Source organism: Enterococcus sp. 7F3_DIV0205, from assembly GCF_002141365.2.
Lineage (GTDB): Bacteria > Bacillota > Bacilli > Lactobacillales > Enterococcaceae > Enterococcus_L > Enterococcus_L palustris.
The window spans coordinates 2,886,535-2,906,631 of sequence record NZ_CP147244.1 but is presented as its reverse complement, the minus strand read 5'-3'; the positions used below and the strand labels follow the sequence as shown (position 1 = coordinate 2,906,631).

22 protein-coding genes and 1 pseudogene are annotated in these 20,097 nt (G+C 34.7%); 9 read left to right on the top strand and 14 right to left on the bottom strand.

All coding sequences use genetic code 11. The features are described from left to right. Positions 1-34 precede the first annotated feature (34 nt). Both A5821_RS13625 and A5821_RS13620 read right to left on the bottom strand, forming a co-directional pair. Positions 35-277, bottom strand: coding sequence for a helix-turn-helix domain-containing protein (locus A5821_RS13625; protein ID WP_086315293.1), 243 nt, complete (start codon positions 275-277; stop codon positions 35-37). Between the two features lie 86 nt (positions 278-363). Continuing rightward, positions 364-606: a helix-turn-helix domain-containing protein gene (locus A5821_RS13620; RefSeq protein ID WP_086315292.1), complete on the bottom strand. Its 243-nt coding sequence runs from the start codon at positions 604-606 to the stop codon at positions 364-366. A 141-nt stretch (positions 607-747) separates the two neighbouring features. On the opposite strand from A5821_RS13620, the gene A5821_RS13615 reads away from it, so the two are divergent. Further along, positions 748-975, top strand: coding sequence for a hypothetical protein (locus tag A5821_RS13615; protein WP_086315291.1), 228 nt, complete (start codon positions 748-750; stop codon positions 973-975). A gap of 233 nt (positions 976-1,208) precedes the next feature. Here the strand turns inward: A5821_RS13615 and A5821_RS13610 are convergent, their stop codons facing one another. The 5 genes from A5821_RS13610 to A5821_RS13590 form a co-directional block, all read right to left on the bottom strand. Continuing rightward, entirely contained in the window at positions 1,209-1,514 is a 306-nt protein-coding gene (locus A5821_RS13610) for a hypothetical protein (RefSeq protein ID WP_086315290.1), read from the bottom strand. Between the two features lie 80 nt (positions 1,515-1,594). Further along, entirely contained in the window at positions 1,595-1,876 is a 282-nt protein-coding gene (locus tag A5821_RS13605) for a hypothetical protein (RefSeq protein ID WP_086315289.1), read from the bottom strand. A 13-nt stretch (positions 1,877-1,889) separates the two neighbouring features. Further along, positions 1,890-3,284: a T7SS effector LXG polymorphic toxin gene (locus A5821_RS13600; RefSeq protein ID WP_249921877.1), complete on the bottom strand. Its 1,395-nt coding sequence runs from the start codon at positions 3,282-3,284 to the stop codon at positions 1,890-1,892. Further along, the gene (locus A5821_RS13595; RefSeq protein ID WP_086315288.1) at positions 3,277-3,639 is read right to left on the bottom strand and encodes a hypothetical protein; all 363 of its coding nucleotides are present in this window, start codon (positions 3,637-3,639) and stop codon (positions 3,277-3,279) included. Before A5821_RS13595 ends, A5821_RS13600 begins: the two co-directional genes overlap by 8 nt. Before the next feature lie 7 nt (positions 3,640-3,646). Beyond that, a complete protein-coding gene (locus A5821_RS13590) occupies positions 3,647-3,913 on the bottom strand; it encodes a DUF3130 family protein (RefSeq protein WP_086315287.1) in 267 nt (88 codons plus the stop codon). A gap of 363 nt (positions 3,914-4,276) precedes the next feature. Between A5821_RS13590 and A5821_RS13585 the strand changes: the two genes are divergently transcribed. The 4 genes and pseudogenes from A5821_RS13585 to A5821_RS13570 form a co-directional block, all read left to right on the top strand. After that, on the top strand, positions 4,277-5,593 hold the full coding sequence (locus A5821_RS13585; RefSeq protein WP_086315286.1) for an EndoU domain-containing protein: 1,317 nt from the start codon (positions 4,277-4,279) through the stop codon (positions 5,591-5,593). Between the two features lie 11 nt (positions 5,594-5,604). After that, positions 5,605-6,066 carry a hypothetical protein gene (locus A5821_RS13580; protein WP_086315285.1) on the top strand — a complete coding sequence of 154 codons (462 nt, stop codon included), beginning with the start codon at positions 5,605-5,607 and terminating at the stop codon, positions 6,064-6,066. Between the two features lie 149 nt (positions 6,067-6,215). Continuing rightward, the gene (locus A5821_RS13575) at positions 6,216-6,518 is read left to right on the top strand and encodes a hypothetical protein (RefSeq protein WP_139844067.1); all 303 of its coding nucleotides are present in this window, start codon (positions 6,216-6,218) and stop codon (positions 6,516-6,518) included. Positions 6,519-6,749: 231 nt separating this feature from the next. Then, positions 6,750-7,070: pseudogene (locus A5821_RS13570) on the top strand (helix-turn-helix domain-containing protein); the annotation flags it as partial. Positions 7,071-7,105: 35 nt separating this feature from the next. Here A5821_RS13570 and A5821_RS13565 read toward each other — a convergent pair. From A5821_RS13565 to licT (A5821_RS13550), 4 genes are all read right to left on the bottom strand, one after another. Then, complete coding sequence (locus A5821_RS13565) at positions 7,106-7,579, bottom strand: hypothetical protein (protein ID WP_212637428.1); 474 nt, start codon at positions 7,577-7,579, stop codon at positions 7,106-7,108. Positions 7,580-8,107: 528 nt separating this feature from the next. Continuing rightward, positions 8,108-9,580 (bottom strand): glycoside hydrolase family 1 protein, encoded by a 1,473-nt coding sequence (locus tag A5821_RS13560; RefSeq protein WP_086315283.1) that lies wholly within the window; start codon positions 9,578-9,580, stop codon positions 8,108-8,110. Positions 9,581-9,595: 15 nt separating this feature from the next. After that, positions 9,596-11,461, bottom strand: coding sequence for a beta-glucoside-specific PTS transporter subunit IIABC (locus A5821_RS13555; protein ID WP_086315282.1), 1,866 nt, complete (start codon positions 11,459-11,461; stop codon positions 9,596-9,598). A 236-nt stretch (positions 11,462-11,697) separates the two neighbouring features. Next, positions 11,698-12,552 (bottom strand): BglG family transcription antiterminator LicT, encoded by an 855-nt coding sequence (gene licT / locus A5821_RS13550; RefSeq protein ID WP_086315281.1) that lies wholly within the window; start codon positions 12,550-12,552, stop codon positions 11,698-11,700. Positions 12,553-13,061: 509 nt separating this feature from the next. On the opposite strand from licT (A5821_RS13550), the gene A5821_RS13545 reads away from it, so the two are divergent. Then, positions 13,062-13,643 (top strand): helix-turn-helix domain-containing protein, encoded by a 582-nt coding sequence (locus A5821_RS13545; RefSeq protein ID WP_086315280.1) that lies wholly within the window; start codon positions 13,062-13,064, stop codon positions 13,641-13,643. A gap of 128 nt (positions 13,644-13,771) precedes the next feature. Here A5821_RS13545 and A5821_RS13540 read toward each other — a convergent pair whose 3' ends face one another. The 3 genes from A5821_RS13540 to A5821_RS13530 all read right to left on the bottom strand — a co-directional run bounded on the left by A5821_RS13540 (position 13,772) and on the right by A5821_RS13530 (position 17,094). Continuing rightward, complete coding sequence (locus A5821_RS13540; RefSeq protein WP_086315279.1) at positions 13,772-15,280, bottom strand: DUF1846 domain-containing protein; 1,509 nt, start codon at positions 15,278-15,280, stop codon at positions 13,772-13,774. A 97-nt stretch (positions 15,281-15,377) separates the two neighbouring features. Then, positions 15,378-15,701, bottom strand: a complete 324-nt coding sequence (locus A5821_RS13535; protein ID WP_086315278.1) for a hypothetical protein — start codon at positions 15,699-15,701, stop codon at positions 15,378-15,380. A gap of 124 nt (positions 15,702-15,825) precedes the next feature. After that, on the bottom strand, positions 15,826-17,094 hold the full coding sequence (locus A5821_RS13530) for a RidA family protein (protein ID WP_086315277.1): 1,269 nt from the start codon (positions 17,092-17,094) through the stop codon (positions 15,826-15,828). 354 nt (positions 17,095-17,448) lie between these two features. Between A5821_RS13530 and A5821_RS13525 the strand changes: the two genes are divergently transcribed. The 3 genes from A5821_RS13525 to licT (A5821_RS13515) all read left to right on the top strand — a co-directional run bounded on the left by A5821_RS13525 (position 17,449) and on the right by licT (A5821_RS13515) (position 20,018). Further along, complete coding sequence (locus A5821_RS13525) at positions 17,449-17,775, top strand: winged helix-turn-helix transcriptional regulator (protein ID WP_086315276.1); 327 nt, start codon at positions 17,449-17,451, stop codon at positions 17,773-17,775. Between the two features lie 88 nt (positions 17,776-17,863). Further along, positions 17,864-18,472: a hypothetical protein gene (locus A5821_RS13520; protein ID WP_086315275.1), complete on the top strand. Its 609-nt coding sequence runs from the start codon at positions 17,864-17,866 to the stop codon at positions 18,470-18,472. 697 nt (positions 18,473-19,169) lie between these two features. Next, positions 19,170-20,018, top strand: coding sequence for a BglG family transcription antiterminator LicT (gene licT / locus A5821_RS13515; RefSeq protein WP_086315274.1), 849 nt, complete (start codon positions 19,170-19,172; stop codon positions 20,016-20,018). Positions 20,019-20,097: the final 79 nt, after the last annotated feature.

Sequence of the window (20,097 nt, the reverse complement as noted above, 5' to 3'; positions counted from 1 at the left end):
AATTTAACCATAGTCTTAGACTTACTAAAAATAATTATTCATCATCAAATATTGTATTATTCATCTCTGGAAAATCCAACAGTTCAGAAACCGTCATATCAAGCCCTGTAGCTAACTTATGCAAAGTTTTCAACTTAGGGTTTTTGGTATTCCCTTTCATAATATTATCCACAGTAGACTGCGTTATACCAGATAACGTTGCAAGTTTATTGATCGATATGTTTCTTTCAGTACATAAATTGTTAAGCCGTAATCTAATTACATCAGAGTAAGTCATAATTATCCTCCATTAACCTTGTATAGTTAACTTAAGTATAATGAATAAGATTACACGAAATTAACCTTATAAGGTTATCTCCAGTATTATTCATCATCAAAAAGCGTTTCATTCATCTCTGGAAAATCTAATAGTTCAGAAACCGTCATATCTAATCCCATTGCTAATTTATGTAACGTTTTTAGTTTGGGATTTTTAGTATTCCCCTTCATAATGTTATCCAGCGTAGATTGGGTCATCCCTGATAAAGTTGCAAGTTTGTTTATTGAAATTCCTTTTTGTCCACATAATTCCTTAAGCCTAAAAACAATAATTTCTGAATATGTCATAATCTCCTCCGTTAACCTTGTACAGTTAACTGAAGTATATAATACTTCCATACAACGAATTAACCGCACAAGGTTGACAACAGATAATTCTTGTGATAAATTAACCTTATAAGGTTAAAAAATATCATTAGGAGGTTCCACATGGCTCACCCAGTAAAAATGATCACCTATCAAGATCTACATAAACTAAATCATTCAATCCAACAATTAAAGAACTGGCACGAAACATTCAGTTTACTAAAAAACAACACCCATAATCATTCTATTCCCGATAACCTCTTCTATGAGCATGAGCGAATACTAAAAACATTAACTCAAGAAACACATAAACTTAAAACCAAAGAGAAATTGAAAAACATTTTGATTTAAAATCCTAGCTGCAAAATGGGATTTTAAAGTTCATCAGTATTAGCCGAACTGTTACTGATGAACGATAGATTTAAACAAGTAGTTGGATAACTGGCTACTTGTTTTTTGAATACACATCAGCAGTAGAATGAGAATATTCATGATATTTAGACCGATTATTTTTTTCTCTAGTAACTAGCGCAACGCAAAAAAGCCTAGAGGAAATCCCCTAGACCTTACCACTACCAAATGAATTAGATTTTTATCTCATTCCCTATTGCATATTCTTCTCCAAGTGCTTCTTGTAGATAATTTGTTATTTGATTAAACTCATCAAGAAATACTTCTTTTTCTATATCTGAGTTAAATCTAATGTACTTGAACTCAGTATCTGTATCAATAAATAGGTCATTATATTTTTCTTGTAAGGAAACTAATTTTCTTTCTAATTCTTTATCTTCCACTAACTCTTTAGGTATATCGTTATATAGAAAATGCCCATCTGCATATATCCATATAGGAAAACATTGATACTCTAAATATAGTTTTATTTTTTTCATTGCTGTACTCCTAAATAAAATAGTGCCTTACTTAAAACCTATTGATTCATTTCTAAATAATTGGAGTCTTGTTTTTTATTTTAAACATCCACTACATTCAAATTTTTTTCTCGTGCATATTCATTTATTTTTGTAATTAGTTCATCTTTGTATATGCATTCTACAAATGGAATTTCACGCTGATTATTGATTTCATACTCTGGAAAAATAAAGAAATTCAATCGATCCAGTTTCTTTATAATATACTCGTTTCCTTCAAACTCGCCGCTTCTAATTTCATAGGAATTAACAAATTCAACTATCGCTTCATAAAGCTCTTGTTCATTTATTTCAGCTTGTAAAAATTTCTCTATCGTGTTCATACTTACATCTCCTTTAATTGATTGGGTATGCACTAAGCATTCCTCCATCTTCAGACAAAATAATTTTCAATTTGTTCTGCCCTTTTGTGCCAATAACATCATTTGCCTGTATGATATATTCGTAGCTTTGTTTTCCTTGTGAAGTTATTCCATTATTAGAAATGGAGAGTACGTTACCTTCCGACATTGTTTTTCTGAGAATTTCTTCAGCCTCTGCCTTAGAATTCCCTATAAATTTGGCTCCTTTTCCGTTAGTTGTAGCTAGATGTTTTGGCTTTACATAGGCTTTCTCTATGCTAAAATCATTCAATATTTTTTGACCTTTATCAAATATTTTTCTTGCATCTTTCCCTCTATCAACAGTCTTAACAACATCCGCCGACCTCTCAAACTCCTTCAACGCTTCCCACTCTTTAGCAGTCAACTTAATCGCATCAAGCGTATAATCACCATTTCTAAGCAACTTAGCCGACTTCAAAATATCCTTCACTCGATCAATCGGCAATACAGCTAATAACAAGAAAACACCCGAAGATGAGCGCTGCATCGTTGTTGAATCTTTCCCAAACAGGATCTCAATATCATCAATATTCGTAAGAATTTTAAAAATCTCCGGCCCATACTCTTTAAACAATTCAATATTATGGACACGAAACAATTCATGTAACTCTTTTGTTTTTTGAACGTCCAATTTCCCATTGCGATAAATCTGATATTCAACGCCATTTGATAATTCCTTGATCACCACATCGATCCGGTCTTTCGGTTGTGCTTTGTTAAAGTCCTTTAGTGCTTTATACCATTTTTGATTTTTAAAATCAATGGTTTTATAGCCGTCTTTACCGCCTGAAAAATTCCCAGCACTACCTAGAAAGGCTAACCCTTCAGCAATCGAAACAATAACCGTTTGTACATCTGAGAAATCACTGCCATGTGCTGCTTCAAAAGCGCTATATTTTTCGAGAATTTCAATTTTCTTAGCAGTTCCTAGCATACTTCTCTTATTAAAAAATTGATTCACAAATGGGACATCTTCAAAAGTTTTCGCTAAAGCTTCCATAATCACATCATTTTCTGCTTGTAGACGACGTAACTCAGCTTTCAATCCTTCCATTTTTGCGGTATCCAAATCATTTTCTGCAGGTCCAACTTCTGAGGTAAAGGCGCTCAAATAAGAGGTGATCGCATCATCAAGGGTATTTAAGGCATTGCCCACTGTGGTTGATACTTCTGAGTAGGCATCAAAATAACTTTTGGTAGACGCCCACCCTGTACCAGATAGTTTTTCTGCACTTTGAAATGCTTGTTGCGCCTCTTTAAAAGAATTTAGTTGATCTAACACAGTTAAACGCAACGTTTGGACTTCACTGGCAACATTTTGCCATTCCGTATATCTAAATTTAGGCATCTTTTTCCTCCTTTTGTGCTTGATTCTTTTTCTGCAGCCATAGGAGGTCGTCTTCTGCTTGGATTTTTTTACGTTCTGTTTCACTGACTAATTCTGTTAGTTCTTCTTTTCCTGCATCAAAGGTTCGGAAGGCTTCTGTTCGTTCATCTTCCAGCATTTCTAGGTCTATTCTTGCAGAACGTTCTGCTTCTGTTCCTTTGCTGTAATAGAGAAATTCTTCTAAGATTTCGGCTTGTTGTTGGTAAACACGCTGTAGATCATTGATTAGAAAATCACTTTCGGTCTCTTTTTTCTTTAATGCTATTTTTCGTTCTTCATATTCTTCGATTTTTACTTGTAGTTGTTTTTCTTCCATAACATACCTACTTTACTGCATTTTTTTCAGCCTGTTTGATGGCTTGGTGTATTTTTTCTAAGTTTCCAATATCTTTTGATGCATTACTTTTGAATGTTGATACGATAGAACTTAGAGAAGAAACACTGCTTTTCATTGCACTGGCAGCGCTACTTTCAGAAAAGCTCATGCTACTTGCTTGTTTTGGTTTGAATGATAAGGATGAGAGGCTACTTGTAAATTTACTTGTTAAAGAATTTACTGTCGCTGCATCGGTACTGATTTTATCTGCCATCTGAATGTCTCCTTTGATAGATTAGTTGATTTTATCCTCTACATAATATTCATCTTTTTAGCTAAATTGTCCAACCATATAATTGCTTTTAAAAATATTATGTAAGATAAGAATACCATATTGAAAACTATAGACTTTATCAGATTATTCAGTGTGCCTGTAACTTTTTGATAAATCATTTTGAAGTCTTATAAGACATTCACCATTTCATTTCAGCACATAGCAATGAAGTGGTTACTTCCCTTAAGAAAAAATTGAATCAATCAGTTGAAGAATTAGAAGAAAATCATCTTGCATTGACAAAAGAAATTCAACTTCTCGAAACAGAAAACGACCAAATCAGAAGGGAGATGACTGAAACTCATGACTAAAATAAAAAAATCTGAGCTAGATAAACTCTTAAAAACAGTAGAATCTTCCAACGAAGAAATGTACAATCAATTGTATAGTTTAAATCATCGGATTTCAGAATTCTCAAGTGAACCAGCCCTTTCTGGTGACGGATGGGATAGTGCCAAGAATAAATTCCAAAATGGTTACTCCGTTGTCACACCAGCTTTATACGATGTTTTAGGTGTTATTGAACAACAATTAAGTCAATACATCAATTCCTTTTCAGCAGAGGTAGACACCAACAAAGACAAACTGGATATGAACGACTTACAAGACTTGTATTTTGAAGCACAACGATTAACTGCTGAGCACAATAAAATTTTAACTCAATTAGCAGAAATGCCGATTATCGGGAAATTATTTAACGAGTTCAATTTGACAAAAGTTATGGATGATATTGAGGTACTACAGGATTTCCAGCAATTCGTTTCAGCTCACAGTAATGATTTTGATTATATTGATGAATTATTAAACAACATTGAGATGGGTATCAGTGAGCTAGGGAACGATGCTAGTTTTCTAGGTGCAAATGTTGGCTTTGCGATGGTAGATTATGGCAAATCAAATTGGTCTCAAGGAATCAATGATTTCAAAAAAGCTCATAAAAAAAAGATTGATGCAGGTGTTAGTCGTTATAAACTACGAATACAAGCAAGAACTGCTGGTACAGTAATTGGGCTACAACAAATGGGTATGAATATGGATATCATGAATCTAAAAGGACCATGGGAAAATGCAGCCAGAGACTTTTATATGCCTGATTATCAGAATAAAGCGTTGCTTTTAAATAGAAGTATGAAAATTTCTGATTTTAATAAAAATGCTCCGAAAGATGATCGTTTCCTTAATTCACCAATCCTATTCGATTTGAGTGATTTAAAAAATACATCCAATTTCCAAAACAATAATGCACTTGCTCATATTTTCCAAGGAAATTTAAATCGTAGAGGGAATGCAGGTGGTTATCATTCAGAGTTTATTCCAAATACACCGGGCAGTATTGTTCCAGGTACTAAGACACCACCAAATACTTCTGGAATTTACGAAGGGCAAGTAACTGTAAATGGAATACCTAAATCAGGGAATCAAGGAGTATCAAGCTTTTTCCCTGAGCATTGGGATCCTCAATTTGTTGTAAGTATTATAAATGGAGCTTATCAAAATAGATCACCTGTCCCAAATTCAAGAAATACGTTTAGAGGTTTATCTAATGGAATTTGGGTGGATATGTATATAGACAGTAATGGGAAAATTATATCTGCGTTCCCATCCCCAATAAATAATTAAAGGAGAAAATAATGGTTAATTATAAAATTAGATATGCTGAGTTTAAAAATGCTCCGAAACCAAATATACAAGTATTCTTAACATTTCCAGAAGATAGCTATGAACTTTTAAATGATTTTATTAATATGGGTGGATCTGTACCGGTTGAAAGAAATCATAGTTTACAATCGATTGAAAAAGTTTTATCGGGGCAAGAAAAACAACTAATGAGCGGAACTGAAAGAGTTATGTTAAATATCACAAAGGACGAAACACTATTCACAGATAACTTCGATGGTGTTTATGACAATATCGATATTTTACCACCTTTAAAAGTCCCTACAACCGATTTAAGAGATTTAATCATTTGGTGGATTCAAGAGAAAACACGTTTAGAAAAAATTGCTAATGCGAGTGGTTTCACTGCTGATGAATTGAATGAAAAAAGTAATATTAGTACTACTGAAAATCCCCAAGAAGACGATAATAATTAAAAATATTAAACTATCGATTTTATTATATGCATTTGAACTCACCTAAACCACATAAAAGAGCTATACTTTCATTTGTTGATCCTAAATAATTAGGATTAAATGATACTATTACAACAGATTTAAACTGGGAACATAGTATTGTTAATCAATTGAAGAAAGTACTATCTGGGGAATTGGAGCCTCAAGGTACAGGAACAAACAGAACAACTGTAGAGATTACAAAAGAGACTACAACAATTATCGATCACTTTTGGGGCGATGAAACAATGGATTATTTTGAAGATGTCGTTGTTCCAACAAAAGATTTATATGATTTAATTATTTGGTGGATTCAAAAAAAGATAGACTTAGAAATAGTAGCTGATCAAAGTGGATTAACAGAAGATGAATTAAATGCTAGGAGTACAACAATAGATACAGAAAAACTTCTGCAGAATGATGATATAGAATAAAAAATAGTTAAATCTAAAACGATAACTTACACTATAATTGGTAAGCGACCGTTTTAGATTTTTTATTCATGATACTAAAAATTGTTCGACATACATGTTCAGTATTATTCATTTGTGAACATTTTAAATGTTATTGGAAAACTCTTTCTTTTTGTGTAAACTAAGTAGTTGATATAGTTTATTTATTGATATGATTTTTAGAAAATAGCGCTCTGAAAAGGAGGAAGAATAATGAAAACGAAAATGCCTGAAATTCTTTCTTTCATTTCAGAAGAAGCTGTTAGTAGAAAAATGATCAGTGAGGAAATTGCCGTTCACTTCGGTTATGATAAACATCACTTTAGTCGGAAGTTTAAAGAAATAAATGGATTCAGTGTTGCTGAATTTCTCTCTAGTTTAAAAGTTGAAAAGGCGATCTTTGAACTTGATGAAGAAAAGCGAATACTCGACCTACAAGAAACTTCAGATTTTGAAAACAGTGGTAGTTTTACGAATACGTTTAAAAAATATACAGGTAGTTCTCCTAGAGAGTACAAAACTGAAATGAAGGAGTAGTAAAGTCCCCTTTTTATTTTCCTTTCTAAAACTTACTCAATAGTACTTGATTCATCGTCTAAAATTTTTGAAAAATTGTCATAACTTATACTATCTCTATAAAACAGTGTAAATAAGTCTCCTTCTATAAGATTAAATTCAATTAACACACTATTATCAATATCTTTTTCTGTATCTTCTAAATTAGGAACAAACTCACTATCAAATAAAACAACAGCAATACTTATTTCCCAAACAGTTCTGCACTGATTCAAAATATCAATCAATTCATCAAAATCAATTTTCATACCTTGTGCATCTCTTACTCGATTATTAAAATCAAAAACTTTATCACTAAATAATCCTTTTTCTTCGGAAAATCTTTCTTGATCATTCGGAACTGCATTAATTGTTCCTATAGAAAATTTACTAATTCCTGTATTCTCTTTCATAGATGTTAATATTTTAATTAAAAACTCAGCATTATAGTTCGCATCATTGTAAGCACAATCAATTTTTTTCAGCATATTTTTTCTCCTATTTTGAAAATGGTGGGTTGGTATCGAACTTATGATCAATTTTTTTCCCTAAAGGAAATTCTGAATCATAAATATATTCATGCCAGTGAGGAGCACTATGTGAATCAGGTCTTCCATGGTTTGAATGATAAGGATGAGATACTGCTTGTAAATTTACTCGTTAAGGAATTTACGGTTGCTGCATCGGTACTGATTTTATCTGCCATCTGAACATCTCCTTTGATGCATAAATTAATTTTATTGCGATTCTATCCATTATTACAGCCGTTAAATAGCATTACATAATATCAACCTTTTTAGTTGAATTACAAAACTATAAATTTATATTTAAAAATATTATGTAAGATAAGAATACCATATTGAAAACTATAGACTTTATCAGATTATTCAGTGTGCCTGTAACTTTTTGATAAATCACACTACATAGATTCTCTTTTATAAGACCATTAACGGACATAACAAACAAGCACCCTACACAATCTTCCAACCTGCGTAGGGTGCTTAAACATTCTATTTTTACGAAACCGTCAATTCAGCTCCGTTACTTTGAATAACTTTTTGATACCAATAAAACGAATCTTTTCTACTCCGAGCCAACGTCCCATTACCGTCATCGTCTTGATCAACATAGATAAAACCATAACGTTTTGACATTTCAGAAGTACCTGAAGAAACAATATCAATCGAAGACCACGTCGTATACCCAATTAAATCAACCCCATCGATCAAAGCTTCTTTCATTTGCTCAAGATGTTTTTGTAAATAATCGATGCGGTAGGTGTCATGAATACGACCGTCAGCTTCTACTTTATCTTCGGCACCGATGCCATTTTCTACAATAAATAAAGGTACTTGATAGCGATCATACAGGTTGTTTAACGTGTACCGCAACCCTTTTGGATCAATTTGCCAGCCCCATGCTGAACTTTCTAGATAAGGATTTTTTAGTCCTTTTTTCAAGTTGGCATCTGTCATTTCACCTTCGTCTGGCTTCGCACTTGAAACATTAGACATATAGTAACTGAACGCTAAATAATCAGATGTATACTCTTTTAATAGCTCTTTATCTCCGTCTGTCCAAACAATTGAAACACCCTTTTCTTTAAAGAAGCGGTTCATGTAGCCAGGATAGCTCCCGCGAAGCATCACATCTGTATAGAAAAAGTTATCATATTGATCGTCATGCATCATTTGTAAGACATCATCTGGCTTACATGTTGCCGCATACGTTGTAAAACGAGCAATCATACAACCCATTTTTCCAGCTGGATTGATTTCATGTAATCGTTTCGTGACAAGTGCTGCTGCGACAAATTGATGATGGACTGCTTGATAGCAATCTTGGATATAATTGTCTGTTTTATCTGCTACAACACCAGTAGATTTAAAGGTTGAAAAACGGCCTGCATTAATTTCATTGAATGAAATCCAGTAGGTTACACGTTGCCCAAAGTTCGCAAACAAGCACTCGGCAAAACGAACAAATAAGTCAATAACTTTACGATCTGTCCAGCCTTTGTATTTATTTACGAGTGCTAGAGGCATTTCAAAATGTGAGATCGTCACTAGTGGTTCCATGCCATATTTTTCAATCTCGGTTAAAACAGCATCATAGAAATCCAATCCTTCTTGATTTGGTGTCAATTCTTCTCCTGTCGGGAAAATACGGCTCCATGCCATTGAAAAACGGAATACTTTAAAGCCCATCTCCGCACATAAAGCAATATCTTCTTTGTAACGGTGATAAAAATCGATTCCATGACGTTTAGGATATCGTTTTGTATTCGGATCTTTCATCGCTTCTTCAATTTTCTCTGTTGTGACATTGCGATGCTTGGCTAAATCCTGACGGTCAATTTGACTGTCGAAAAAGGAAATATCTGAAACCGCCATACCACGACCATACTGACCGTATGCCCCTTCAGCTTGGCAGGCTGCAATCGCACCTCCCCATAAGAAATTCTTTGGAAATATAGTTTCTTGTGTCATAAATGTCACTCCTTTTTATAGTAATGTAATCAAACGATCGCCAGTATTCACTTGTGCTTGATCGCTGACTACAACATCTTCATAATTTGCTGTATTCGTGATAATAACTGGTGTTGTCACGTCAAAGCCAGCTGCCTTAATTGCTTCAATATCAAACACGACCAGCGGATCGCCAGCTTTTACGGTTTGCCCTTGTGTTACTTTTAACTCAAAGTGCTTGCCTTCTAATTGAACAGTATCTAGCCCAATGTGAATCAATACTTCTGCACCATTTTCTGAAGTTAAGCCAACTGCATGTCCTGTCGCAAAAGCCATCGTCACCGTACCATTGACTGGTGAAACCACTTCTCCTTTGGTTGGCGCAATCGCTAAACCTTGACCTAATGTTCCTGAAGCAAATGCTTTGTCATTAATATTTTCTAGTGGCACAATGTCACCCGTTAGTGGACTGCTGATCACTTCTGATTTTACGCCAACATGTGTTGCTGTTTTGGCTGCTGGTACTTCGTTTGTTCCTGTTGGTGTTTCTGGAATATCCTCAAAGCCAATGAAATAAGTTAATACGGCCGCCAAAACAAATGCTACGGCAATACCGATCAAGAAGCCTACAAAACCTTCGCCGTTTGGTCCATAGAAAGCTGGAATCATTAAAATACTTGAAGGTCCTGCTGCATAGCCCATGCTCCCTGCATATCCAACAATACCGCCACCAACAGCGGCTGAAATCACCCCAATAATAAACGGACGTTTTAATCTTAATGTCACACCATAAACAGCTGGTTCAGTAATGCCGAATAAAGCAGTGACTACAGCAGATGCTGACAACGCTCTAAATTCTTTATTTTTTGTTTTTAACATAACACCTAAAACGGCACCAGCTTGTGCAAATACTGAAATCGCTACGCTTGGTTTTAGAGGATCTTTCCCCATTGTAGCAATATTGTTCATCATCACTGGCACGATGCCCCAGTGCAAGCCAAACATCACAAGAATTTGCCATGAAGCTGCAATTAAGGCACCCGCTATAATTGGGTTAAAGTTAATCACTGTGATCAATACATCTGCAATCGCGTTCCCTACGTATACGCCAAATGGTCCAAAGATCATTAACGTTAAAGGCACAATCACAATCAACAGAATCATAGGTGTGATAAAGTTTTTAATACTTTGATGTAGACGTTTGTTCAAGAATTTTTCTAGTACACTCATCACATAAATGGCTAAAATGATCGGAATAACTGTCGATGTATATTTCACCATCACCACTGGAATTCCAAAGAAATCAGCGGATACATCTGGTGCTGCTAACCCAATAATCGTTGGATAAACCAGAGCGCCTGCAATGGTTACGGCAACAAAGACATTGGCTTTGAACTTTCTCGCTGCTGTGATTGCGAGTAAAACGGGTAAGAAGTAGAATAAACTATCCGCAATTGCACTTAAAATAATAAACGTTGATGTTTCTGGTACGATCAATTTCGTTGTCGTCGCAATAGAAAGCAGCCCTTTTAAAATCCCCGCTCCTGCCATCACACCAAGTAAAGGCGTAAATAAGCTAGAAATTAAATCTACAAATTTGCCAAAAATCGTTTCATTTTCATTTGAACTATTATCTGAACCGGTCTGATCACTAGTTAGGTTTGAAATGTTTCCAATCGCCTCATACACTTCAGGTACTGTATTCCCAATCACTACTTGGAATTGCCCCGCACTTTCCATCACCGTTACAACGCCTGGAATACTTTCCACAGCACTTTTATCCACAATCGTTCTATCTTTTAATTTAAATCGTAAGCGTGTCGCACAATGAACGAGTGATTGTACGTTTTCTTCGCCACCGACTTCTTTTAATATTTTTTCTGCTAATTGAGTTGTATCCATGATAAATCCTCCTAAGAACATACTTGCAAAAGGTTGTTTTCAACTGGTTTAAAATAGTTCCGGATCTATTTTTGGCAAAATAAAAACCTAAACCTTTACTAAAAAATGCATACACTACCCCTGTGTGCAATTCCTTAGTAAAAGTTTAGGTGTCGCCTGCCGAACAGTCACAATCCACTAACCTGATACGTTATTTATTTATCTGTCTCAAATGATAGCATTTTCAAAAATGGAAGTCAATCCTTTTTTGAAAGTGTTTTCTCTCTTGTATATAAACGTTTTAAATGAATCACAAGATATAACATTTCCTCAGACGTTAAGTCCATATGAAAAGTTGTATACACATACTCTGCAATTTTATTCGCACAATCATACGCTAATGGGTACTTCTTTTTCATCAATAAATAAAGGTCATGATCTTCACTATCGAGTAACGTTCCATTAGTGATACGCTGTACAAAAAACTTCAGGTGCGTCAAAAAACGATAAAAATTCAATGATTCTTCATCGTATTCAATCCCTAAATGATATTTTACAATCTTTAAAATGGCAGAGACTTCTTTTGTAATCGCAACGGTTGTATTCATTTCTTCATTCATTTCCGCATTGATCAAATGCATTGCAATAAAACCTGCCTCATCCGCTGGCAATCGAACCTCTGTCTCTTGCTCAATCATATCCAGTAATTCCTTGGCTAGTTCAAATTCATTTGGATATAAGCGATTGATTTCCCAAATCAACGAATTCGTAATCGACTGTCCGTTTTGATGTCTTTTTAACGCATGGAAAATATGATCCACCAGAGAGACATGTAGGCTTTCATTTAACTTTTGATTCAACTTTTTCTTCGAGATATCAATAAATTCTTCTGTTATTTTTAGAATTGGATAAGGAACTTCATTACTAAGTGAATTAAAATGTTGTTGCAAGTTAGCATCCTCTAAATGAAATACTTTGTCGGCTTTTGTCATATCTAATGTTTCGCCTGCACTCTTTTTAAATCCAATTCCTTTACCCATGATCACATGCTCTATTCCATGCTCATCTTTTGTGATGATCACATTGTTGTTTAATATTTTATATATTTTCATGACATAACCTCCTCATTTTTGACTGGCTTCTTCAATTTGCTATTCTACGCTATGAAGCAAAAAAAAGAAAGGGGTTGTTTTTTGTAAGAATACGTTTTACTGCTTAATATAATTTTCTTGTGCTTGTCCGATTGCTTTACTAAATCATCGCTGATAAACATCCCCATCCCGTTTTATCCATTACAACAATAATCCTTCATTCAAACTTTTTATTTTAACTGTAATTAATTGCTCCCTTGTGCCATAATTATTTTTGTGTTGAAGGTATAGATATCTTTGATTGTAAGTCAAGTAATGCTCCGTTGGCTAATTCATTTTCTACTACCGTAAAAAATAAATGTACGAAATTTTCGTTTCAGCCTTAGTGCATTCTTTTTAAAAAGCTTGTTATATCAATGTTTCTATTGATGTAAACAGCTGTATACATCAATATTTCTACTAAAGTACACGCTAATAGACAGACAAAATAGAGCCCTTTATATTATTTTAGAATCAAAGGAGACATCAAAATGAACTTTAATAAGCAATTAAAACTTTATCGTGAACGAGATGGTTATTCTCAAGAAGAACTTGCAGAAAAAATCTATGTCACGCGTCAAACAATTTCTAAATGGGAGAACGATCATACTTATCCTGATATTCATAATTTGATTGCTTTAAGCACTCTTTTTGATGTCACTTTAGATGAATTAGTCAAAGGAGATGTAGAAATTATGAAAAAAAATCAACACATCGAAGCAGAAAAAATGAATCGACTCTCTTGGGTCATGATTGTATTTATTGGGTTAGCTGCTTTATCTGTTGGCCCGTTTATGTTACTTTGGGGCTGGTATGGATTTGGTATCTTTTTCATTCTTTGGGCGATTTCTATGATTGCAGCTTTAAAAATCGAGAAAATCAAAAAAGAAAGAGATGTTCAAACCTATGGTGAAATTGTTGCTTTTCTAGAAGGGGAAGATCTTGAGGCGGCCAGAGCCAAACGAGATAAAAAAAGGGATCGCTGGAATAAAGCAAAAATCGTTATTGTTTTTTCATTAAGCGCTGGGGTGCTTGCTGCAATTAGTTCTTTTCTATGGATTTGGCTGTCATAGAATTACAATGTGCGAATTTATTACGGTTTGAGTATAAAAAAACAGTTGAAAGTTGGTTATCAACTTTCAACTGTTTTTTATTCACTTCTTTTATCTTTTTTGACCAGTATGAGCCTATCACAACCGTCCTAAATATAATACAAATTCTCAGACGGATAAACCGCATCACTGGTAATATCCAAACCTAATTCTCTTAGTGTTTGCTCATCATTCTTGCTCAACATCACAGTAGAATGCGCTTGGACACCATTCAATTCCGATAATTTATCATAAGCTAATTGTGCTGTCGGGTTCGTCACAGCGCTAATTGCTAAGGCAATCAAAATCTCATTGGCTTTTAAGGCGGTAATTTTGCTGTGAAGATCTTTTCGTTTCATTGTTTGAATCGTTTCAAGGATCACTGGCGATAACAATAAAATTTCATCTGAAATATTCGCTAACATTTTAATCGAGTTCAAAATGGCCGATGAACAAGAATCCATTAAGTTGCTAGTTCTTCCAGTTACAATTCTGCCATCTTGCAACTCAAATGCAATAACAGCAGGTGTCTCATTGCTTTGGTTTTGTTCTCTTAACTGTTCGGAATACTGACGAGCAGGAAGCACCGCTTTGCGGTCTTCTTTTTTAAGCTCGACTTCTTCCATGATCAATTTAATGCGATTGACTGTCTCTTCATCGATCAGACCTTTTTTAAAGTCACATTCTGTGGCAAAACAACGACGAATAATTTCTTGCTTGGATGCTTCTTTTACCACGTCATCATCGATGATCCCAAAACCAACACGGTTAACGCCCATATCCGTTGGTGATTGATAAACTGATTCTTCGCCTGTAATTTTTTCAATGATTCGTTTGATCACAGGGAATGTTTCCACATCACGATTATAGTTGACTGCTACTTTTTGGTATTTATCAAAGTGGAATGAATCGATCATATTGACATCTTTTAAATCCACTGTTGCCGCTTCATACGCAATATTTAGTGGATGTTTCAACGGAACATTCCATACTGGGAAGGTTTCAAATTTTGAATATCCAGCCGTTTTACCGTTCCGACTTTCATGATAGAGTTGGTTCAAACAAGTGGCTAATTTTCCACTACCAGGTCCTGGAGCTGTAACGACTACGATTGGTTTTGTTGTTGGGATATAGTCATTTTTCCCAAAGCCTTCTTCACTGACGATCTTTTCAAGATTTGATGGATAATCTTCGATTGCTGCATGTTTATAGACTTTGATATCTCTTCTTTCCAGTTTGTTAATAAACATTTTTGTAGAAGGTTGTCCACTATAGCGGGTAATAACCACACTATTGACTGCTAAGCCATATTCTCTTAATTCATCGATTTGGCGTAAAATATCCATATCATAGGTAATGCCATAATCGCCACGAATTTTATTCCGCTCGATATCGCCTGCATACACACAAATCAAGATCTCCGCTTGATCTTTTAATTTTTGCAAAAGTTTGATTTTAGCATCTGCATCAAACCCAGGCAAAACGCGTTTCGCATGCATATCCCCGATCAATTTCCCACCAAATTCTAAATATAACTTGTCGTAGTGATTAACTCTTTCAAGGATATATTTTGATTGTTCTTCAATGTACTTTTGTGGATCAAAACCCAGTTTTTTCACGTGAGAACCCTCCGATATTTGTATACTGCCATCTATTATAAACTTATTTACGGCTGATTACGATAAAGAATTTCATTTTAATTTTAAAAAAAGCCCACTATCTTGTCAGATATTTTCGATATGTAAAAATTCCCACTATAAACAAGATTGCCAGCATCTTAGATACAACACCACTATACAAAAACAAACAAACTGGAATCACAACACTGATTCCATAATAAACCCATTTAACAAATAACTTACCTGCGCGTCTTTCTGCCTTATTTTCTGGAGAACTTTCATAGCTTTTAGTATCTAGTGGATTTCTTGCTAAAAATAATCCGTTTGACTTCTCAATAAGTATCGCAAACAATAGCACTGCTAAACTAAATACAATTAAAAATAATAAGACTTGGTCCTTTGAAGAAAACAGTCTGTCCATCTTGAACCTCCTTTAACCTACATCTATTTTTACATTATTATACAGCAAAATAAACCTATGTACCTTTACTAGCAAAGGTACATAGGCTTATTTTATGATCGAACTTTTTATACTTTATTCCCTACTATACAATCGGAGGTGTTCCTTCCGCATTCCCAACAATAGTATCAATTTGAATCAATACATCTTTCGGTAACTCAGATACCCCAACCACTCTTCGTGCAGGAACTCCATCTGAGAAGAATTTTGCATACACTTCATCTACAGCGTCCATATCCTCAATATTTTTCACAAAAATATTGACTTTCACTACATCAGCCAGTACATGATCTACACTTTCGATGATCGCCTTGATATTTTCCAAACATTGTCCTGTTTGTTCTTTGATACCACCTGAAACAACTGCATTTGTCTTAGGATCGATCGGCAATTGAGCTGATAGATTATTGTAATGGGAAAAAGCAACAGTCTGGGTTGAAAATGGACATTTCGGTGCCTTTTCAGTATTATTCGCCTCGATAATCAACCCATGTCGATCTTCGATTGCTTGGGGCGGCGTACCATCTCCGTGTGAAACGACTGCTTCAATCTGTACATCAGCGCCCATTGGTAAATCTTTTACTGCAACAACTGTCCTAGCTGGAACATATCCTACTGTTCGAGCAATCCCTGAATCTGGGAAAAAGGTTGTATAAACCTTATTCACAGCATCTATTTTAGACAAATCTTTAAGGAAGATATTGATTTTCACAATGTCATCCAGAGGAACATCAATACTTTCTAAAATTGCTTTGATATTTTTTAAACATTGTCTTGTTTGCTTTTTCACACAACCCGCTACCACTCTACCTGTTTTTGGATCGATCGGTAATTGAGCTGAAAGATTGTTATAGTGAGAAAATGAAACAGTTTGTGTTGATAATGAACTACTCGGTGCATTGGATGTATGGTTCGTCAGTTTGATCAAATCACCTGCTTGTGGTGCATTTGGAATCGTTCCTTCACCATTTGAAACAAGTGCTTCAATTTGAACTAGAGCGCCCATTGGTAAAGCATCTACCGCCACAACAGTTCTTGAAGGTTGATAGTGTGTGAAAAATGATGCGTATACTTCATCTACCGCATCAATGTCTGTAATGTGCTTAACAAATACGGTGATCCGAACAATATCACTCATCACATGATCGATGCTGTCCATAATAGCATTAATATTTTTAAAGCACTGATTGGCCTGTTCCTTAATACCACCTGCAACCAATTGTCCAGATGTTGGATCGATCGGTAATTGGGCCGAAAAGTTATTATAGTGAGAAAAAGCGACGGTTTGGGAGGCTAGTGGATGTTGCGGTGCGTTTTTTGTATTTCTTGCTAGTACTGCGTTGTCATTACTCATATTCTTATTCCTCTTTTCTTTTCATTACATTCAAATAAAAACGATCCTACTTACAAGGAATTGTTTGCGCTTTCAATTTCAAAAGACAAAAATCGCTACTTTTTATAAGTGTACTATTTTTACTATCCTGCTTGCATTATAAAAATCATGACAAATTGACAAAAATGATATCACTTATTCCAGTCTACAATAATAGCGCTAACATTTCAATAACGTATTTTGAACTTTAGAGCGTCATAATTCTTACTTTTTTAATGAAGGTTGCTTTTCAGCCATAAAAATGCAACAATTCTTCTATAATCAGAGTCACGGTTAAAAACTGACTTATTTTCAAATGTTAGGAGAAACTTCTGAATGATAAAAAAAGAAGACATGCCGCTTTGCGATGTGGCAACGACGGTTCAATTAATAGGCAGCAAATGGAAAACATTGATTATCCGAGATCTAATAACAGGTCCAAAAAGAAATTCTGAATTAAAACGATCTTTGACGGGGATTTCTCAAAAAGTGTTGACCGAAAGTCTGAACTCAATGATACTAGATGGCATTGTGGAACGAATAGATTTCCAAAAAGTGCCTCCTCACGTTGAGTACCAATTAACACCATTAGGTGAAAGCTTACTACCTGTCATTGAATCAATGAGACAGTGGGGACAATTTTATAAACAACAACTTAGCTAGATAGTTACAAATTAGTGCCTACTTAACATTTTTTCAAAAGTTGTCTATACTTTTATGAAAGAGAAAAACTATTAAGGAGGATTTTTGAATGAATAATGAAACAACAGCTATCGAAGCAGTTCATACTACTGTTGAGCAAACTACACTGAACGGTGAATCAGTTTTAAGAGTCGTAAAAAAAGACAAATTAATGGAATTTGATGAAAACACTTATGCAAAATTAAACGATTCAACTTTTCATAATGGAATAATCGAAGTTAAAATGCTGAGCCGTTTATTACCCGATGCACCAGATTTTGCACGAGGATTTATCGGCATTGCATTTCGAATCAATGAGGATGATACAAAATTTGAATCGTTCTACGTAAGACCCACAAACGGCCGTATTGACGATCCCATAAGAAAAAATCGCGGTGTTCAATATTTTTCCTACCCTAAATATACGTTTGACTATTTCCGGAATCTTGGTATCACTGATTTTGAGGGTCCGGCTGATATTGGACTGGATGAATGGATCAGCTTAAAAGCTGTGATCAACGGGGCTAAAGGAGAATTTTATCTAAACAATAGCAAAGAACCTGTTTTAGTAGTGGAAAATATGAAACACGGTGCTGATACTAGAGGTCAGATTGGCTTCTTTGTCGATATTGGCACAGAAGCATTTTTCAAGGATTTGAAGATTACAGCAATTGATTAAACCAAACCGGTTTAGATACAGATAAATCCCTTCTTTATTTTCGAATAAAAAAACATAAAAACCGTGAATCCTTCGATACAACCAAAGGACTCACGGTTTCTTTTCATCATTACAAACTCATGCACAAAGCGAATTGATTCATTCCTATCTATCTATTAGTTTGATATCATAATTATACGTTGAGTATAGCTAATGCTCTGAAAAACGAGTTGATGCTATAAAGATATGTCTGTATCGCTTTTGTCCTTGCTTTGTTTTTCAGGAAAGGTTCTCCTTGAAGGATTGGTTAAAAGATATCGCTTCTAATATAGTAAAAAGACCGCTATCTTCTCGGCTAAAGTGAGATAGCGGCAACATCATAAACATTATTCGAGCTTTAGTCAAAACTCAACTAAGAGTCAGTGTTGTCAGCACTGGCTTTTTCCGTATAAAAATACGTACTTTACACTATTTATTATAGCCAGCCACCAATACTATGTCCAGTCTGTTCATTACAGCCGCTATTCTTGTAACTTTCTAGAATGTGAGTAATCTCTTCAAAACTCCTTTGACAACGCTTTCTTTTTAGTGTATATTTGCTTTGTTAAATGGATAGTGATTATTAAGTTAAGCTAAACCTAAACAACGCCTTTTTGGCTTTTGTTTGGGCTTTTTCTATTTTCAGTCCCTTTATTCAGGAAAACGGAGGTCGATTGCTTTGGAAATTCTAAAAATTTTAAATAATAACGTGATCATTGTTCGAAATGAGGAAAATGAAGAAGTGATTCTTATGGGCAATGGATTAGGTTTTCAGATGAAAGCTGGTGCAGAAGTTGATGAAGCTAAAATCGAGAAGGTTTTTAAGCTTGAAAATCAGGTTGAATCAGAACAAATCGAACAATTATTTTCAGAAATTCCCGAAGAAATCATTGAAATCTCCTATAGAATTCTATCTCAAGCAAAAAAAACGTTGGATAAAGAACTGAATGAATCCTCTTTTATCGCAATTGCCGATCACTTACACTCTTCTATTCAACGGACGAAGAAGAATATTCAGGTCAAAAATTTTTTATTATGGGATATCAAACGTTTTTTCCCAGTTGAATTAGAAATAGCGCGCTCAGCTATTCAAATGGTCAATCAGCAATTAGATGTAGAGTTGACCGATGATGAAGCTGGTTTTCTAGCTTTGCATATCACCAATGCTCAACTCGACAGCAATCATGAAGATGCAATCAGTCTGACGCAATTGATCGAAGAAATATTAACGGTCATTAAATATACACTTAGAATTAATTTCGCCGAAAATGATATTTACTTTCAACGATTTATCACACATTTAAAATTTTTCACTGAACGGGTGTTAAAAGATAACACCGTTAAAACATCAGAAGATAAAGTTGAAAATGAATTGTTCATACTCGTTACCAAACAATATCCAGAAGCTTTTAAAGCAACAAAAAAAGTCGCTGAACTGTTAAAAAACCGACGCAATTATACAATGTCAAAGGATGAGCAGGTCTATATCACCATCCACTTAGCTCGTATCAGCGATAAAACTAGTTAGTAAGAGAGGCTTTCTCTTAACCTAAATTATTTTCCAGAAAAGGAGCGTAGGAGTTCAATTGCCTGTGGAAAGGTCTTGG

Bases quoted from the DNA above. Each gene is read 5' to 3' on its own strand.
- A5821_RS13580 (WP_086315285.1), top strand. From the start codon at position 5,605: ATGGTTAATTATAAAATTAGATATGCTGAGTTTAAAAATGCTCCGAAA.
- A5821_RS13615 (WP_086315291.1), top strand. From the start codon at position 748: ATGGCTCACCCAGTAAAAATGATCACCTATCAAGATCTACATAAACTA.
- A5821_RS13595 (WP_086315288.1), bottom strand. From the start codon at position 3,639: ATGGAAGAAAAACAACTACAAGTAAAAATCGAAGAATATGAAGAACGA.
- A5821_RS13620 (WP_086315292.1), bottom strand. From the start codon at position 606: ATGACATATTCAGAAATTATTGTTTTTAGGCTTAAGGAATTATGTGGA.
- A5821_RS13590 (WP_086315287.1), bottom strand. From the start codon at position 3,913: ATGGCAGATAAAATCAGTACCGATGCAGCGACAGTAAATTCTTTAACA.
- A5821_RS13605 (WP_086315289.1), bottom strand. From the start codon at position 1,876: ATGAACACGATAGAGAAATTTTTACAAGCTGAAATAAATGAACAAGAG.
- A5821_RS13600 (WP_249921877.1), bottom strand. From the start codon at position 3,284: ATGCCTAAATTTAGATATACGGAATGGCAAAATGTTGCCAGTGAAGTC.
- A5821_RS13520 (WP_086315275.1), top strand. From the start codon at position 17,864: ATGAATAATGAAACAACAGCTATCGAAGCAGTTCATACTACTGTTGAG.
- A5821_RS13585 (WP_086315286.1), top strand. From the start codon at position 4,277: ATGACTAAAATAAAAAAATCTGAGCTAGATAAACTCTTAAAAACAGTA.
- A5821_RS13565 (WP_212637428.1), bottom strand. From the start codon at position 7,579: ATGCTGAAAAAAATTGATTGTGCTTACAATGATGCGAACTATAATGCT.
- A5821_RS13625 (WP_086315293.1), bottom strand. From the start codon at position 277: ATGACTTACTCTGATGTAATTAGATTACGGCTTAACAATTTATGTACT.
- A5821_RS13535 (WP_086315278.1), bottom strand. From the start codon at position 15,701: ATGGACAGACTGTTTTCTTCAAAGGACCAAGTCTTATTATTTTTAATT.
- licT (WP_086315281.1), bottom strand. From the start codon at position 12,552: ATGAAAATATATAAAATATTAAACAACAATGTGATCATCACAAAAGAT.
- A5821_RS13530 (WP_086315277.1), bottom strand. From the start codon at position 17,094: ATGAGTAATGACAACGCAGTACTAGCAAGAAATACAAAAAACGCACCG.
- A5821_RS13525 (WP_086315276.1), top strand. From the start codon at position 17,449: ATGATAAAAAAAGAAGACATGCCGCTTTGCGATGTGGCAACGACGGTT.
- A5821_RS13555 (WP_086315282.1), bottom strand. From the start codon at position 11,461: ATGGATACAACTCAATTAGCAGAAAAAATATTAAAAGAAGTCGGTGGC.
- A5821_RS13560 (WP_086315283.1), bottom strand. From the start codon at position 9,580: ATGACACAAGAAACTATATTTCCAAAGAATTTCTTATGGGGAGGTGCG.
- A5821_RS13545 (WP_086315280.1), top strand. From the start codon at position 13,062: ATGAACTTTAATAAGCAATTAAAACTTTATCGTGAACGAGATGGTTAT.
- A5821_RS13610 (WP_086315290.1), bottom strand. From the start codon at position 1,514: ATGAAAAAAATAAAACTATATTTAGAGTATCAATGTTTTCCTATATGG.